This is a genomic window from Rhizobium sp. CB3090 (assembly GCF_029714285.1).
In the GTDB taxonomy this organism is placed as follows: Bacteria; Pseudomonadota; Alphaproteobacteria; order Rhizobiales; family Rhizobiaceae; genus Rhizobium.
The window spans coordinates 1,485,506-1,501,065 of sequence record NZ_CP121663.1; the positions used below are offsets into that span (position 1 = coordinate 1,485,506).

Consider the following 15,560-nt stretch of genomic DNA (forward strand, 5'->3'; position numbering starts at 1 on the left):
CTCTTCTTTGTTAAGACAGTTAGCCTTTGGCGTACCAGCCGTTATCGACGTAGAGCGCCGCACCATTGATGAAGCTGGCTTCATCGGTTGCGAGGAAGAGCGCCGCCTGAGCAACCTCCTCCGGCTCGCAAATACGGCCTTGCACGGCGTTGAGATCGGTCTCGCTCCACTTCTGACCGAGACCGTCAAGCTGCTCGATTTCGACAAGGCCGTGCGCGGTTTTCACGAATCCTGGGCAGATCGCGTTGCAGCGAATACCCGCGTCGCGGTATTCGACCGCAATCGTGCGCGCGAGTTGCAGCACCGCACCCTTTGACATGCAATAGACCGACTCCAGCGCAAAGCCCTTCTCACCGCCAATGGACGAGGTGATGACGATTGAACCGCCACCGGTCTTAAGCATGCGACGGACAACGGCTCTGCAAACGAGGAACGCAGACCTGACGTTGATGTCCATCATCCTGTCGTAGTCGGCTTCCGTCGTCTCGTGGAACGGCTTTACGATCAGCGTGCCGGCGTGGTTGAAGAGAACATTGATCGGCCCGAAAGTATCTTCGACTTTTTGCAGCGACGCCTCTACGTCGGCCGATTTCGAAACGTCGGTTTTCAGGAACATCGCCGTGCCACCGTTTGCTTTGATCTCCCTGACGGTCTCGATCCCCGCGTTGTCCTGAATATCGAGGATCGCGACTTTGGCTCCTGCATTGGCGAACAAAATGGAGGCCGCCTTGCCCATTCCCCCGGCTCCGCCCGTGATCACCGCGATCTTGCCTTCCAAGCGCTGGGTTTTGAGATCGTTTGAGATATTCAGATTCACATCGCGCCCCTGTTTAATGGTATATTTCTTAGACCATTGGACCAAGGCGGCAAGATGTCAAGAGCGACGCATGTTCGTTGGCCAAATTTTAATGATATTGGTTTCACCGGCAGCTTGGCCGACAACTCTGGGAAGGAGTGCCGAGCGTTTGATCGCAAAATGCGCGAAGGCCGGAGAGTGCAGGACTAGACGGTGATCGCTTTCACGCGAACCCAATCACGTGCCAGGATTTCGCCAACTACTGCTGCGGCTTGATCGGCGTTTTGTGCCTCGATTGCACCTAAGAGCTTCGAATAGAGGTTCGTGCTGACCGACCGCCAATGGTCGAACTCCGCGACGAAATACGGAAGAAACATCTGGTCGAGACCATCCTCAACCGCATGCGAAATGAGAGGATTGTGGGCCGCATCCGCCATGGCGAGCGTGAACATGGTCTCCGCCTGCTTCAGCGACGCGGGTTCCCTGGCATCACGCATCTGACCGAGTGCCGCGCGCATGCGCTTGAGTTCCGGCAAGGTTGCTCGTGTGGTCGCAAGGCGGATCGCCGCCTGCTCATTTGCCTCGCGAAACTCAAGTATCCGCATCATGCCCGCCCGATCCGACGAAATGCGGAACATAGCGACCTGGTCCAACACCTCGAGCTTTTCCACGAACGCACCGCCATGTTGGCCCCGCTTGATGACGATATACTTGTTGCCCTCGAGGACGCGCAAAGCCTCGCGCAACGTCACGCGAGCGATGTTGATTTCTTCGGCAAGCGCTCTCTCCGAGGGAAGCCGCTCGTTCGGAAGAAGCAATCCGAGATGTATTTGTCTGCGAAGCTTGTCCACCGCCAAGTTGTAGGCGGCCTGCGTCTGAACCGGCCGTAAGCCCCAAAGCATGATCAGACCGCCGTGAAGGTATTGTCGACGAAGAGCTCGACACCATTGACGAAACTTGACGCATCGCTCGCGAGAAACAACGCCACCTCCGCAATTTCTTCCGGCTCGCAGATCCGTCCCTGCATAATGGCGACATCTTGCTCCGAGGCGAGAATGCCGAACTTCCTCAATTGCTTTATCTCATGCTCGCCATGCCGAGTGCGGACGAAACTGGGGCAGAGGGCATTCGACCGGATTCCCTTGTCCCGATATTCGACGGCGATTGATCTTGAGAGCATGTGCATTGCCGACTTCGACGCGCTGTAGAGTGACTCGAGATGCGTCGCCGCCCGCACCCCGGTCGTGGATGTGAAGACGAGCACACCTTTGCCCCTCTCAAGCATGGACGGCAGGACGGCGCGGCTCATCAGAAAAGCGGACTTTGCGTTGTTGTCCATCATCTCGTCCCATTCCGCGAGGCTGAAATCGAGGAACGGTTTCACGATGATGATGCCCGCATGATTGAACAGGATATCGATGTGACCTAAAAAATTGACAGCCGACGCAACCACCGCATCGACGACATCCGGTTTCGACACGTCGCCTTCGATGAACTTCACTCGATGGCCGTCCGCGATCAGCTCCTGCTCAAGCAAGGAACCTGCAACGCCGTCTTTGTCAACGAACACAACGGCTGCGCCTTCTTTGCAGAACAGCCTGGTTGAAGCAGCACCGGCCCCATTTGCACCGCCAGAGATCAGCGCTCTTTTGTTCTCAAGCCGTAGTGCAGTCATGACATCGTTTTCCGTTGGGCTGTCTTTGGCTCAATCTGATGACGTAGTGGATACAGCACATGGCGTCAATCGTAGCGCATTCAATCGCCTTCCGCGTCGCATAAGTATCGACGTAAGCGCGCGTGAGATGCGTTCGACTCGAATGGTGCGCCGACCTTGATCCCTGGTTTTATTAACGTGAACGTCAATCCGCCGATTGGTCCTCTCCGGCCTTTGTTACCGTCATGGTATTGGACATTCAAAAGGGGAGCCCACGTTGCGCAATCGGCGATATGACCAGCCCGTCACAACCACCGGCATATAGCGACAGGTGACCAAAGCCAGATCCAGCAATGTCCTGATTTCCGATCGCAGGCGGTCGCCTGCGTTGATACGTGCGGAGATGCGCCAATTCGTTGTCGACAATTGTTCATACAACATACATTATGATGGCATCTTAAAGAATCGGCAAACCAGCTATCGATCAGGGCTATACGCCGTTCCCGTCTTACCAATCTATGATCGATTTCCAGGAAGATGATCTTGGCATCACCGCGAAAAGTTGACAATGTGAGTGGCCTCAAAGAAACCGGCAGCGCTCGCGTCTATAAGAAGCTGCGTGACGACATTCTTCGCGTCCTCATCGCTCCCGGGACTTCGCTTGACGAAGTCAGCCTTAGCCAACGGTTCAAGCTTTCGCGCTCTCCGATCCGGGAAGCGCTCGTGCGGCTTTCCGGCGAGGGGCTGGTGCAAATCTTGCCGAACCGCAGCATCATTGTGACGCCGATGGAATTCGACAAAATGCCAGAGTTCCTGGACGCTTTGGATCTCATGCAACGGGTCGTTACGCGGTTTGCCGCGCTTCATCGTACACCGGCGGACTTGATTAAAATTCGCGAGGCTCAAAAGGGCTACGAGCAGGAGTTGAGCAATGCGATGAAATCAGGCGATTCCATCGGAATGATCGAGAAAAATTTTGAATTCCACATGGCTATAGCCGCGGCTTGCCGGAATTCCTACTTTGCAGACTCTTACCGTCGTCTCTTGCAAGAGGGTCGCCGACTATTGTTCTTTCACTTCCAATATCAGTCGCTGGACCCAAATTTGACCCAAAAGGAGGTGTCGGCCGCACACGTTGCCATCATTGATGCCATCGAAATGCGCGACGCCGATCGAGCCGAACACGAAGCACATCTCCATGCGGTACAATTCAGGGGCCGGTTCATGGAATTCCTGAACCGGAATCTAACCGCCAAGCTCAGTCTGGACTTTGCCGATAACCAGGGTTGAGGTGTTTAGAGCACTTCCAGGAAAAGTGCGCAGCGGTTTCCGTCCGGAATGCGTAAAAACAAAGGAATAGAGCGGGAAAGCGATTCCGTGAAACGCTGAATCGCTTTAATAGCCGAAGTACGAGATCATCAACTCGATTTGCGTATCGAGCATGCCCGCTCCGTAACGAACCTGGCACCCACAAGCCATCGCGGCTTTAAGCAAGGGCGTCTCGCGCGGCTTCATGATGATATCGGCAACCAGCATGTTGGGCTGCAAGTTGCGTATGTCCACTGGAAGCGGATCCGTTTCGGGATGAAGCCCGCATGGCGTTGCATTCACTAGCATGCTAATGCCTTCAAGGTCGCTACTGGTCGCCGAAACGGCCAAATGCGGATAGCGCCTCTTGATATCTTCTGCGAGCGCAGTGGCGCGCGCGGCATCGGTATCGTTTATCCGAAGCGAATTGCAGCCACTTCTCGCAAGAGAGAAGGCGATCGCTTTTCCGGCACCACCGGCACCGATAAGAAGCACATCCTGGTTGGCTGCATCGCGTCCGTCGTTCAGCATTCCCTTTAAGAATCCCGGGCCATCCATATTCGTCGCAATCATTCGACCGTCGGCTTCGCGGCGGATGACATTGGCAGCTCCCAATTCCTCGGCGGCGGGTTCCGCTTCGTCGGCAAGGGCATACGCATGTTCTTTGTGCGGAACACTGACGACGAGCCCTCCCAAATTGCGAGTTTTCCTGATCGCATCCCAGCCGGCGGCGAAATCCTCAGGAGCAAAATGTACCGGCACCATGACGGCATCGATGCCACGAGCTGCAAACAACGGATTTATCAGCTCCGGAGTACGGACATGCGAAATCGGATGCGCCAGCATGTAAAAGATCTTTGTAGTCCCGGTAATCATTTTTCCTCCGACCTTTCCGAAGCGCCAACCGCAGCAAGCACAATCATCTTTCGAACTTTTCTTGCACATTGCGTATGGAATGTCGACATTAGATATGCAATATTTCGCTGATGGATCGAGCCATCGAGACGGACAGCGGCTCCCATAATCCGGTCGTCCGCCGAGGTGGTGGTCGCATGCTTCGCATCATTCCAAATTCGGAGATTTCTTATGCCAGTCATTCGCATCGATATGCTTGCGGGCCGAACCCATGAACAAAAGAGCGAGATCGCCAAGGTTTTCACGGCAGAACTCGCGCGTATCGCAAAATGCACCGAGGATGACGTCCAGATCGTCTTTAGCGAGTATGAACGGAGCAACTGGTCAAAAAGCGGTGCCATGCTTGATGCAAGAGCCCCTACGGTGATCGCGCGAGAAAAGGCTCTTTCAGGTGAGTGATGTCACGGTAATTGGCGGTGGCATCATCGGCATATGTTCTGCCATTGCGCTTCAGGATGAAGGTTTTGCCGTCGAACTGGTGGATCGCGGCGTGGAAACGGAAGCGGCGAGCTACGGGAATTGCGGTTTGCTTGCAGCAGGCGAGATTGTCCCGATATCCAAGCCGGGCATTCTGCAAAAAATTCCAAAATGGCTGTCGGATCCGAAGAGCCCGCTTTTTGTTCGTCCGAAGGACATGATCGGCCAAATGCCTTGGCTGCTGCGCTTTCTTTGGTCCGGCAGACGGAGCCGGGTTTTGGAAATCGTAGCGGGGATGACCCCGCTTCTTTCCCGAGCCGAGGATGATTATCGAGCCCTTTTGCAATCCGCCGGACTATCCGACAAGCTTGTCACGAAGCCTAATATTATGGCCTTCAATTCGAAGGCCGATATAGATGCCGATAGCTTCACCTGGGACCTCCGGGTCCGACACGGATTCAAACATCGCTTTCTAGACAGCAAGGATCTGAAGGCGATCGAACCGGCGCTTTCTGGACCGATCACCTGCGGGCTGCTTCTGGAGGATTGGCTGCAGTTTTCTGATCCTGGCATCGTCCGGAATAAGCTTGCCGAATTCTTTCAGACGCGGGGTGGCTTCCTACGGAAAGGGTCGGTCACAAACCTTGTGACCCAGGGCGGGAGAGTGTCTGCTATCCGTCTTTCAAATGGGGAGCAGATAGCCGTAAAGCGCATTGTGTTGGCTGCAGGTGCCTGGAGTGCCAAGCTTGCGCGGGACCTCGGGATTAAAGTGCCGCTCGCGGCATTACAGGGTTACCATCATCATCTGCCCAATCCGAATGTGAAGGTGAATCACGCCATTCTTTATTCGAATGGTGGCTTCGTTCTCACCCCCATGGAAAGTGGCCTGCGCATTGGCGGCACCATAGAGGTCGCGGGGCTTGATCCCAAACCCAATTTCGAACGTGCCAATATCATTGCCGAAAAGGCAAAAGCTGTTCTTCCAGGTCTGGACATCATAGGTGGAAAGCAATGGATGGGGCCGAGGCCCTTCATGCCGGATACGATGCCCGTCATCGACAGGGCAACAGATCACGCGAACGTCGTGATGGCATTCGGTCATGGACAAGTTGGCATGACGCTCGGCGCCACGACCGGGAAATTGGTTGCAGATCTGGTCACCTGCCGGAAATCATCGCTGGATCTCACGCCTTACAAGGCCACTCGATTTTCTCTGGGACAGAAAATACCAACGCCGAAAGAGGGTAACGATCTTATTCGCTACCCTCTAAATTGAGCGGGATAACGCCACTTGCCTCTCGGCAAGTGGCCTCCTTTATTTGCGTGGGCCGACCAAAGGCCCGCAGCGCTCGATAGCGATGCGCACCGTTTCCGCCGGATCGCGCTCCCACCAATCGAGCTCGGAGAAAATCTCCAACTCGAACGGGCCGTCGTAGCCAATGTCGTCCAGCCAGCCGCGAATTCGCGGAAGATCGATGACGCCATCTCCCACCATGCCGCGATCACGCAGATTTCTGGTCGGAACAAGCCAGTCGCAATAATGGAAGGTCTGGATGCGCGTAGGGCCGGCGCGGCGCAGCTCCCGTTCAAATGCCGGATCCCACCAGCAATGATAGACATCCGGGACGAGGCTGGCCGATTCATCACCCAGTTCGTCGATAAGGTCATTGCATTCGGTGATCAGGTTCATGGCACTTCGATCACCGCAATACATCGGATGAAGAGGCTCAAGCCCCAGCTTGCCCCCGACAGAGCGCGCATAAGGTGCGAGCTCCACCAAGACGTCGCGAATCCGACGCCGCTGACCGGCCAGATCCTTGTCTCCCACAGGCAGGCCCCCGACAACCATGACGACGCAAGGTGCGCCGATGGCCGCTGCCTGGTCAAGGATGCGCTTGTTGGTGTCGATCGCGGCGCGAAGCTTCGCCGGGTCGGTTTCGTTCACCCAGGCACTGGTGCAAAGCGACGCAACCCACATGTTTGCATCTCGCAAATGGCGTGCGGTCGCCCCTAGACCGTAGTCATCGAGGAAATTCCGCCAGACGGCAATTCCGCGGATGCCTTGGGCGGCATAGCCTTCGATAGCCTGCGGCATGGACCATTTAGGGGTCGTGATCTGATTGATTGCGAAGCGGGAAAGATCGTATCCACTCATTACGCTGCGCCTCCGCGGCGCTTGGCCGTATTTGTTTCGTCGACAGAAAATCCATCGTCTGCAAACACGACCCCGTGGTGCGCTTCGGCATATGCACGCGTGATCTTGCCGTTCGACAGATCGTCGCAGATGAGTTCCAGCGAGCGCTTCAGCGGATTGCCATACCCACCACCGCCAGCCTGTTCGTGACGAACCACGACATTCTTTCCGATAGTGCGGGTGATCTTGGCAGGCAGGACGATGTTTTCGCCATCCGGATCGAGGATGTTGACGCAGGGCGCCGCCGGCTTGCCGCCGAACAGCCCATAAGGCGGATGGTCGTGGCGGTCAGCACGGATCTGGAGAACGGCTTCCTCGGCAAGCAGGCGGTACTGGCGGATGAGACCGAGACCGCCACGATATTCGCCGGCGCCGCAAGAATCCGGCCGCAGACTGTATTCGTCCATCATCAGAGGATAGCGGACTTCCAGCGTCTCGACCGGAAGGTTGGACATATTTTGGGACGGATTGGTGACACCCTCCACGCCATCCTTGTTCCAGCGCCCGCCCCAGGCACCGTTGATCATATCGACCAGCACGAACGGCTCGCGGGTTTCTTTATCCCAACCGCCGAAGGCGAGAACCGTATTACCCCCCTCGCCGGCCGCCATGACCTTACGCGGGGCGATCTGCGACAATGCTCCGAGCACCGTATCAACGACACGATAGCCTGTCAGCGCGCGTGCCGCGACGGCCGCCGGCATCTGCGGATTGAGGATCGAACCTTCCGGCGCCGCGATGGTGATGCAGCGATAGACACCCGCATTGTTCGGAACTTCGGCATCGAGCGCACAGCGCACCGAGAGATAGGTGGCCGACTTGACGAAGGAGAGCGTGGAATTGATCGCGCCCTTCACCTGTGGCGAAGAACCGGCGAAATCGACGTTGAGATGATCGCCATCGACCGTTAGCTTGACGCGGATCGGGATCGCATCGGTCGAGAAGCCATCGCCGTCGATATAGTCCTCGAAGCTGTATTCTCCATCCGGCCAGGAGCGGATTGCTGCGCGCGTCAATTGCTCACCGTAGTCGATCAGGTCATCGAAATAGCTGTCGAGTTCATCCGCGCCGTAGCGTTCGATGAGACGCAGGAGTTCGCGTTCGCCGAGGTTGCACGTGGCGAACTGTGCCTCGAGATCGCCGAAGACCAGTTCAGGCAGGCGGACGTTCTTGCCGATGATCCGCATCAGCGTGTCGTTGAGCACACCCTTGCTGTAAAGCTTCATCGGCGCGATGCGCAGGCCTTCCTGGAAGATTTCCGTGGAGTCGGCCGCATTGGAACCGGGTACACGACCGCCGACGTCGCAATGATGGGCAATTACCACCGAAAAGCCGCGCAGGCTGTCCTGATGGAAGATCGGCCGGATCATGAAAATATCCGGCAGGTGCATGCCACCCTCATAGGGGTCATTGAAGACGATCACGTCGCCGGCCGCGAGATCATTGGCATAGCGCTCCATGATGACAGCCATCGCATCCGGCACGGCGCCCAGATGGAGGGCCACCGTCTTCGCCTGCGAGAGGATGCGGCCATGCTTGTCGCAGAGCGTCACGGAATAATCGAGCACGTCCCGGACGATCGGCGAGCGCGCTGTGCGCATGACGGCAAAGGCCATATCGTCGACGATCGTGTCGAGCGCGTTCTTGATGACGGCGAACGTAATGGGGTCGTTGTGTTTCTGGGCCATGGGAACAGCTCCTTGAATGGGTTCAGGCCAAACGGGTCTTAGGCAAGCGAGGCGACGACATTGCCAAAGGCATCGAGATCGGCCTTCGCACCCGGCGGAATGACGATGGTCGTGTCGGGGCTCTCGATGATGAGCGGCCCGGCCGCGCCGCCTCGGAAGGTGGCGCGCTTGTGGATCGGCGTGTCGATCCAGCCATCCTTGCGGGAGAAATAGATCTTGCGGACGGTGACATCCGCAGGGCCGTCCTCGGGCCGGTGTGCGGTGAAAGCCAGCCGGTTGCCGCTGTTGCCGCTTGCGTTCAGCCTGATGTTGACGATTTCGACGCTGTCGTCTGAGGCATAGCCGTAGATCGCCTTGTAAGCCTCGCGGAAGTCGGCACGCAAGCGCGCCCGATCTTCTTCTGTTACCTTTTCAGGAAGTGCAATCGGCAGCTCGAAATCCTGGCCCTTGAAGCGAAGATCCGCCTCGAAGCCACACTCGACCTGACCTTCCGAATAGCCTTCCTCCGCCAACGAGGCGATGGCCTCTGCACGCATTTCTTTCAGCAGTGCATTGACGCGCTCCACAGGCAGTTGGTCCAGCATACCGTTGAGGCTGCGCAGGAAATAGCGCTCCACCTTGGCAGCCAGCATGCCCGTTGCTGTGAAAACGCCCGGCGAGCGCGGGAAAATCACGCGGGAGATGCCGAGCGTGCGGGCAAGATCGCAGGCATGCACCGGACCCGAACCACCGAAAGCGAGGATCGCGAAGTCGCGCGGATCCACGCCACGCTCGACGGTCACTGCCTTGATGGTGCGTGCCATATTGATGTTCACCACTTCGCGGATGCCGAAGGCAGCATCCTCGATAGAGAGCTTGAGCGGCTCGGCAAGATCGCGCTTGACGGCGGCTCGGGCGCCTTCGACGTCGAGCTTCATGGTGCCTCCGGCAAGCACCGGCGGCAGGAAGCCGAGCACGACATTGGCATCGGTCACGGTCGGAGAGGTGCCGCCAATGCCGTAGCAGACCGGGCCCGGATCGGCACCTGCCGAAAGCGGACCGACATGCAAGAGGCCGCCTTCATCGATGCGGGCGATGGAGCCGGCGCCGCTGCCCACTTCGGCAACGTCGACCGTGGGAACGCGCATCAGGTAGCCGCCCGCCTTGATGAAGCGGCTCGGCGTGGAAATGCCAGCGCGGAATTCATATTCGTTGGCACGGGAGAGTTCCCCCTTGTGGATCAGCGAGGCAGATGCGGTCGTGCCGCCCATATCAAAGACGACGAGATCCTTTTCGCCTGCCGCATCGCCCAGGCGGCCCGCACCGACCACACCGGCCGAACGGCCGGAGGAAATGAAGAAGACGGGCTTCTCCTGCGCCATTCTGGCGCTGGAAAGACCGCCATTGGAATTGCTGATAAGCAGCGGCGCAGAAACGCCGATGTCGCGCAGCCCGTTTTCGAGGCGCTCGAAATAAGCGCGCAGCGAGGGCAAGACGTAGGCGTTCACCGCCGTCGTCGAGGTACGCTCGTATTCACGGATCTCGGGGAGAACCGACACCGAAGCCGTGACCCACATCTTTGGAAAATGCTTGCGCATGATTTCCAATGCCCGCGTTTCGTTCTCGGGATTGCGATAGGAGTTGATGAAGCAGATCGCGACGGATTCCACACCTTCGGCCTCGAAGAACCGGCCGATTTCGATGATTTCCTGCTCGTCCACCTCTTTCAGGATCCGGCCGTCGGCCGTCGATCTTTCATCCACTTCCAAACGGTAGCGGCGGGCAATCAGCGGCACGGCCTTTTCCCAGCTCAGGTCGAACATAGTGGGCGTGCGGACACGTCCGATTTCCAGCACATCACGAAAGCCCTTCGTGGTGATCAGCCCTGTTTTCGCGCCGACCTTCTGCAGCAGGGTGTTGGAGCCAACGGTGGTGCCGTGAACCACTTCTGTTACGGCCGCGACGGAAAGGCTGGCCGTTTCCGTGATCTGACGGATGCCGGTCAATACTGCTTCCTCTGGTTTGGCCGGTGTGGAGGGTACCTTCGTAAAGAAGGTCTCGCCGCCGTCGCCGAAGAGAACCAGATCGGTGAACGTTCCGCCAATATCCACGCCTATGCGTGCGTTGTTCATTGCTTGCCTCCTGCGCGTCAGCGCTTGTGAAAGGTCATGATGAGGTGAAGATGCCGTGCCTCGCGAAGCCCTGCCGGACCCGCATTGAGCGGTTGACCAGCCGTCCGCCTCACGCTATAGAACTAATTAGTTTAATAACGCTATTGCTAACGAAGAAGGAGATGTCCGTCAACGGGAAAATTGCATAAAGCCACGAAATAGATATGAGTTTACAAAGGCTTGCGAAGAGAATGCGCCTCTTCCGCAAACCCTTTCAATTGGGCATTTGCGACTTTGACGATCTTTCTTTAGGGATAGCCAAATGGCCCAAAGGGAATGACCGAAAATCAAGAGGCGGCAGTGAAGAAACGTATCCGCAATCCCGAGCAGACAAAAAGCCGCATCATCGAATTCGCGATCGAGGAATTCACCGAGCGGGGGCTCGACGGGGCGCGCATCGATGCCATCGCGGAACAGTCCCAGACCAACAAAAGCCTGATCTACAAGTATTTCAACAGCAAGGAAGATCTCTACATCGCGAGCCTCGCAAGCACCTATGAGAAGATGCGCGCCTCGCAGCATGAGATCGACCTTAACGATCCCGATCCGGTCGTCTGTATGCGCCAATTGGTCGAGCGCACATTTGATACCTTTGCCAACAATCCGCGCATCGTGCGAATGCTGACCCATGAGAACGTGCTGAATGCGCGCTTTTTGAAAGAGACCCTTTCGGTGAAGCTTCTCTACACACCGCTTCTCGAAAAATTGGAAAAGGTCATCAGCGACGGTCAGGACAAGGGCGTGTTCCGGCCGGGCATCGACCTCAAGCACCTCTACATCTCAATTTCCGCGCTGGGTTATTTCTATTTTTCCAACATGCATACGCTGGGCATCGTGCTTGAGAAGAATCTGGCCGAGGCTGACGCGATTGCCTCCCAGAAGCAGATGGCCGTCGATATGACCCTTGCCTATCTTCGCAACCCGCCGGCATCCATTTGAAGCAAAAAAGGGACCCCATACTTCGTGCATGGGGTCCAGTCTGCTTGGGAGGCCGTTAGTCCAGAAGGTGCACCTGCGGTCCCCAGGTGTCCGAAAGAGCAAAGCCCTTGGCAAAAGGATCGTCAGAGACCAGCCGCAATTCCTGTTTTCCATAGATGAAGCCCTGGCCGGAAATCCGCGGGATGACCGCCTTGCGCCCTCCCACTTCCGCTTCCGCCAACGCCTGTACATGAAATTCTCCGCCGATGATCGAGCGCGAGATCTTTTTATCTCCCACGGATACGAGCCCGCGTGCGTACAGGCTTGCCAGGTTTGCGGAGCTGCCGGTGCCGCAAGGCGAACGATCGACGCGGCCGGGCTTTAGCGTGGTGCAGGTTCTGATTGCGCCGTCCGGCTCGCGCGAGCGGAACATGACATAGGCGATCTCGTCCACACCTAACAGCATCGGATGTTTGACCTTGACCTGCTCCGCAAGCAGCGCCTTGAGCTCAATGCCAGCTTCCGCCAGTGCGCGTGCATTGTTCGGCTCGATGGCAAGGCCGATCTGCTCTACGTCGACGAGGCCGTAGTAGACGCCGCCGAAGCAGATGTCGGCTTTGATGCGTCCCCAGCGCAGCGTGACGATTTCCTGATCGAGCACTTCGGCAAAGCTCGGCACATTATCGATGCTGACGGAAAGGCAGCGGCCATTCTCACAGCGAGCCCGTGCGGTGATGAGGCCGGCCGGCGTATCAAGCCGCACGATGGTTTCCGGTTCGACCATGGCCACGCGTCCGCTTTCGAGAAGCGCGGTTACGACGCAGATGCTGTTCGAACCCGACATCGCATGCGCACGATCGGCCTGTAGCACGATGAAGCCGGCATCCGCGTCGGGACGGGTAGGCTCCAGAAGCAGGTTCACGGTCATGGCTACATTGGCGCGCGGTTCGAAGGTCACGAAACGGCGCAGGCTGTCATCCACATTATTGATGTAGTTCATTTTTTCGAGCGCGGTCGCACCCGGGATTTCCGGGGCGCCGCCCACGAGAACATTGCCGATTTCCCCCTGGCAATGCACCTGGAGAATCTCAAGCTTGCGGTCGAATATCATGTAGGCCTCTCAATTTTGGACGCCGGCGCCCAAGACACTGGAATGATTGAAGGCAGCACTCGCCATAAGCGGGCCGCCCGTTGTTAATCTGCGTAGGGCAAATAGGATCGCCTCTCCACTTCGGGAAAACGATCGCCTGTCCGGACGAATTTGGTGTGCTCTCGGATTGGATCCGGATAGTGTTCCCAGTCGCGCGGCTTGCCCTTCAGCATGGCGCGGTTCACGAATTGGCGGATGCGCTGGCTTTGCATGACATCCTGCTTCAATCGGGCAAGATCCCAGGTTTCTCTCGCCTGCTCCTCAAGCGCCGCCATAGCCGTCTGCCATGACGGTTCGCCCGCGAGATTAAGCGTTTCTCCGGGGTCGTTCGCGAGATCGTAGAATTGCGGGGGATAAGCTTCAGAAACCACGAGTTTGTGGGCGCCTCGCCTGAGCATGACGCGCGGCGCACTGGTACCGCCGTCGAGATGTTCGGCGAACACAATGCGCTCCGGCTCGTCCTGTGAAAGAAGAGGCAAGAGGCTATCGCCTTCATGCGCAGTGATGATTGGCTCCAGGGAACCGGTTGCGAGCTCCACCATCGTCGGCATGATGTCGATCAGCGAGACGGGTGCCATAACCCGCTTCAAGCCCTGTGCACGCGGATCATAAAGCACCAGAGGAACGCGGATTGCCGGATCGAATAGGTTCTTCTTGAACCACAGGCCACGCTCGCCGATCATGTCGCCGTGATCGGAGGTGAAGATGACTACTGTGTTGTCGGCAATGCCGGCATCTTCCAGCGTCTGCCGCAGCTCGCCGAGCTTCCTGTCCACATAGCTGATCATGCCGTAATAGCCACGGCGGGCCTGGCGATAGATTTCGTTTGTCACTTCGAACTTGTCGAGGCTGTAGTGAAAATAGAGCGAACGGCTGTGCGGATCCATTTCTTCCAGCGGGATTTTCGGCGTCCGGGGCAGATCGATTGCCTCGTCCGTATAGAGATCCCAATAGTCGCGGGTGATGACATAGGGATCATGCGGCTGCGTGAAGGAAACCGTCATGAACATTGGCCGCCCGTCCCCGTAGCGTCGCCAGTCATAAATATGCTGGGTGGCACGGCGGGCGACCTCATCGTCGTAGTCGATCTGCTGCGACCGGGCGAGTGGTCCGGCATCGGCGATGGTCTCGACACTGGATACTCCGAACGGCACTGAGCCCTTGGCGTTCAGCTCCTCTGCTTTTAGTTCATCATAGGTCTTCGGCGGAACCCAGCTAAAGTCCGCCGGATAGATTTCCGTCGTCAGACGGTCTTCGTAGCCATGATGCTGGTCTGGTCCGACGAAATGCATTTTTCCCGATATACAGGTGTAATAACCGGCATCGCGGAGGTAATGCGCAAGCGTCGGTACGGCCGCGGGGAATTCCGATGCATTGTCGAAAGCACCGATTCGCGAAGGCAGGCGCCCCGTCATCAACGCGAACCTGGACGGCGCGCAAAGCGGATAGTTGCAATAAGCATTCTCAAAAACCGAGCCCTGGGCGGCCAGCCGATCAATATTGGGCGTCCGGCAAACCTTGTTGCCATAGATCGACAGCGCGATCGCCGTCATCTGATCGGCCATCACCAACAGGATATTCGGCTTCTTCACCGCGGTGCTCCTCTCAATGCCCGAGAATCTGACTCAGAAAGAGTTTCGAACGCTCGTGTTGCGGGTTGTCAAAGAAATCGGCAGGCGGGGCATCTTCCACAACGCGGCCCTGATCCATGAAGATCACACGATCCGCCACTTTGCGCGCAAATCCCATTTCGTGGGTCACGCACACCATGGTCATGCCGCCCTGAGCAAGTTCGATCATGACGTCGAGGACTTCAGAAATCATTTCCGGATCGAGTGCCGAGGTCGGCTCATCGAACAACATGATTTCCGGCTTCATGCAAAGTGCGCGGGCAATGGCTACGCGCTGCTGCTGGCCACCGGAGAGTTCGCCAGGGTAATTGCGAGCCTTCTGAGGAATTTTGACGCGTTCGAGGTATGCCATGGCCTGTTGCTCGGCCGTTTTCCGGTCGACCTTACGAACCAGCATTGGCGCCAATACGCAATTTTCCAGCACGGAAAGATGCGGAAAGAGGTTGAAGTGCTGAAATACCATACCGACTTCTCGGCGAATTTCGTTGATGTTATCAATCTGATCGTTGAGTTCGGTGCCAAGCACGCGGATCATTCCACTCTGATGATCTTCAAGCTTGTTGATGCAACGAATGAATGTCGATTTGCCGGACCCCGAAGGTCCGCAAACGACGATTTTCTCGCCCGACTTGACGGTAAGACTTACATCATGCAGCACCTGATGCGTGCCGTAGAATTTTGCAAGACGCTCGACTTCGATCGCAATCGTCGTTTTCGTCATCTTTCTTACTCCTTGAAA

14 protein-coding genes are annotated in these 15,560 nt (G+C 57.1%); 4 read left to right on the plus strand and 10 right to left on the minus strand.

Going from position 1 to position 15,560, the window contains the following annotated elements; all coding sequences use genetic code 11:
- Positions 1-19 precede the first annotated feature (19 nt).
- The 3 genes from QA646_RS25630 to QA646_RS25640 all read right to left on the minus strand — a co-directional run bounded on the left by QA646_RS25630 (position 20) and on the right by QA646_RS25640 (position 2,471).
- Entirely contained in the window at positions 20-817 is a 798-nt protein-coding gene (locus QA646_RS25630; protein WP_283059540.1) for an SDR family oxidoreductase, read from the minus strand.
- Positions 818-1,002: 185 nt separating this feature from the next.
- Complete coding sequence (locus QA646_RS25635; protein WP_283059541.1) at positions 1,003-1,698, minus strand: FCD domain-containing protein; 696 nt, start codon at positions 1,696-1,698, stop codon at positions 1,003-1,005.
- 2 nt (positions 1,699-1,700) lie between these two features.
- Positions 1,701-2,471, minus strand: coding sequence for an SDR family oxidoreductase (locus tag QA646_RS25640; protein ID WP_283059542.1), 771 nt, complete (start codon positions 2,469-2,471; stop codon positions 1,701-1,703).
- A 522-nt stretch (positions 2,472-2,993) separates the two neighbouring features.
- Here QA646_RS25640 and QA646_RS25645 point away from each other — a divergent pair.
- Positions 2,994-3,740, plus strand: coding sequence for a GntR family transcriptional regulator (locus QA646_RS25645; RefSeq protein ID WP_283059543.1), 747 nt, complete (start codon positions 2,994-2,996; stop codon positions 3,738-3,740).
- Positions 3,741-3,845: 105 nt separating this feature from the next.
- Here QA646_RS25645 and QA646_RS25650 read toward each other — a convergent pair whose 3' ends face one another.
- Entirely contained in the window at positions 3,846-4,634 is a 789-nt protein-coding gene (locus tag QA646_RS25650; RefSeq protein WP_283059544.1) for a shikimate dehydrogenase, read from the minus strand.
- Between the two features lie 210 nt (positions 4,635-4,844).
- Between QA646_RS25650 and QA646_RS25655 the strand changes: the two genes are divergently transcribed.
- A complete protein-coding gene (locus QA646_RS25655) occupies positions 4,845-5,072 on the plus strand; it encodes a tautomerase family protein (protein WP_283059545.1) in 228 nt (75 codons plus the stop codon).
- The gene (locus QA646_RS25660; RefSeq protein WP_283059546.1) at positions 5,065-6,366 is read left to right on the plus strand and encodes an FAD-dependent oxidoreductase; all 1,302 of its coding nucleotides are present in this window, start codon (positions 5,065-5,067) and stop codon (positions 6,364-6,366) included. Before QA646_RS25655 ends, QA646_RS25660 begins: the two co-directional genes overlap by 8 nt.
- A 39-nt stretch (positions 6,367-6,405) precedes the next feature.
- On the opposite strand, the gene QA646_RS25665 is transcribed toward QA646_RS25660, so the two are convergent.
- Genes QA646_RS25665 through QA646_RS25675 form a run of 3 tightly spaced genes read right to left on the minus strand, consistent with a single transcriptional unit; the run spans position 6,406 to position 11,083 of the window.
- On the minus strand, positions 6,406-7,245 hold the full coding sequence (locus QA646_RS25665) for a sugar phosphate isomerase/epimerase family protein (protein WP_283059547.1): 840 nt from the start codon (positions 7,243-7,245) through the stop codon (positions 6,406-6,408).
- Positions 7,245-8,972 carry a hydantoinase B/oxoprolinase family protein gene (locus tag QA646_RS25670; RefSeq protein ID WP_283059548.1) on the minus strand — a complete coding sequence of 576 codons (1,728 nt, stop codon included), beginning with the start codon at positions 8,970-8,972 and terminating at the stop codon, positions 7,245-7,247. The genes QA646_RS25665 and QA646_RS25670 overlap by 1 nt, the downstream gene beginning before the upstream one ends.
- Positions 8,973-9,010: 38 nt before the next feature.
- Complete coding sequence (locus tag QA646_RS25675) at positions 9,011-11,083, minus strand: hydantoinase/oxoprolinase family protein (RefSeq protein WP_283059549.1); 2,073 nt, start codon at positions 11,081-11,083, stop codon at positions 9,011-9,013.
- 339 nt (positions 11,084-11,422) lie between these two features.
- Here QA646_RS25675 and QA646_RS25680 point away from each other — a divergent pair, with 339 nt between their 5' ends.
- Entirely contained in the window at positions 11,423-12,061 is a 639-nt protein-coding gene (locus tag QA646_RS25680; RefSeq protein ID WP_283059550.1) for a TetR family transcriptional regulator, read from the plus strand.
- 55 nt (positions 12,062-12,116) lie between these two features.
- On the opposite strand, the gene QA646_RS25685 is transcribed toward QA646_RS25680, so the two are convergent.
- The 3 genes from QA646_RS25685 to QA646_RS25695 all read right to left on the minus strand — a co-directional run bounded on the left by QA646_RS25685 (position 12,117) and on the right by QA646_RS25695 (position 15,542).
- Positions 12,117-13,151 carry a proline racemase family protein gene (locus tag QA646_RS25685; protein ID WP_283059551.1) on the minus strand — a complete coding sequence of 345 codons (1,035 nt, stop codon included), beginning with the start codon at positions 13,149-13,151 and terminating at the stop codon, positions 12,117-12,119.
- Positions 13,152-13,234: 83 nt separating this feature from the next.
- Complete coding sequence (gene betC, locus QA646_RS25690; RefSeq protein WP_283059552.1) at positions 13,235-14,782, minus strand: choline-sulfatase; 1,548 nt, start codon at positions 14,780-14,782, stop codon at positions 13,235-13,237.
- Between the two features lie 13 nt (positions 14,783-14,795).
- Entirely contained in the window at positions 14,796-15,542 is a 747-nt protein-coding gene (locus QA646_RS25695; RefSeq protein ID WP_283059553.1) for an amino acid ABC transporter ATP-binding protein, read from the minus strand.
- Between the last annotated feature and the right edge of the window lie 18 nt (positions 15,543-15,560).

Bases quoted from the DNA above. Each gene is read 5' to 3' on its own strand.
- QA646_RS25635 (WP_283059541.1), bottom strand. From the start codon at position 1,698: ATGCTTTGGGGCTTACGGCCGGTTCAGACGCAGGCCGCCTACAACTTG.
- QA646_RS25640 (WP_283059542.1), bottom strand. From the start codon at position 2,471: ATGACTGCACTACGGCTTGAGAACAAAAGAGCGCTGATCTCTGGCGGT.
- QA646_RS25650 (WP_283059544.1), bottom strand. From the start codon at position 4,634: ATGATTACCGGGACTACAAAGATCTTTTACATGCTGGCGCATCCGATT.
- QA646_RS25655 (WP_283059545.1), top strand. From the start codon at position 4,845: ATGCCAGTCATTCGCATCGATATGCTTGCGGGCCGAACCCATGAACAA.
- QA646_RS25665 (WP_283059547.1), bottom strand. From the start codon at position 7,245: ATGAGTGGATACGATCTTTCCCGCTTCGCAATCAATCAGATCACGACC.
- QA646_RS25670 (WP_283059548.1), bottom strand. From the start codon at position 8,972: ATGGCCCAGAAACACAACGACCCCATTACGTTCGCCGTCATCAAGAAC.
- QA646_RS25675 (WP_283059549.1), bottom strand. From the start codon at position 11,083: ATGAACAACGCACGCATAGGCGTGGATATTGGCGGAACGTTCACCGAT.
- QA646_RS25685 (WP_283059551.1), bottom strand. From the start codon at position 13,151: ATGATATTCGACCGCAAGCTTGAGATTCTCCAGGTGCATTGCCAGGGG.
- QA646_RS25695 (WP_283059553.1), bottom strand. From the start codon at position 15,542: ATGACGAAAACGACGATTGCGATCGAAGTCGAGCGTCTTGCAAAATTC.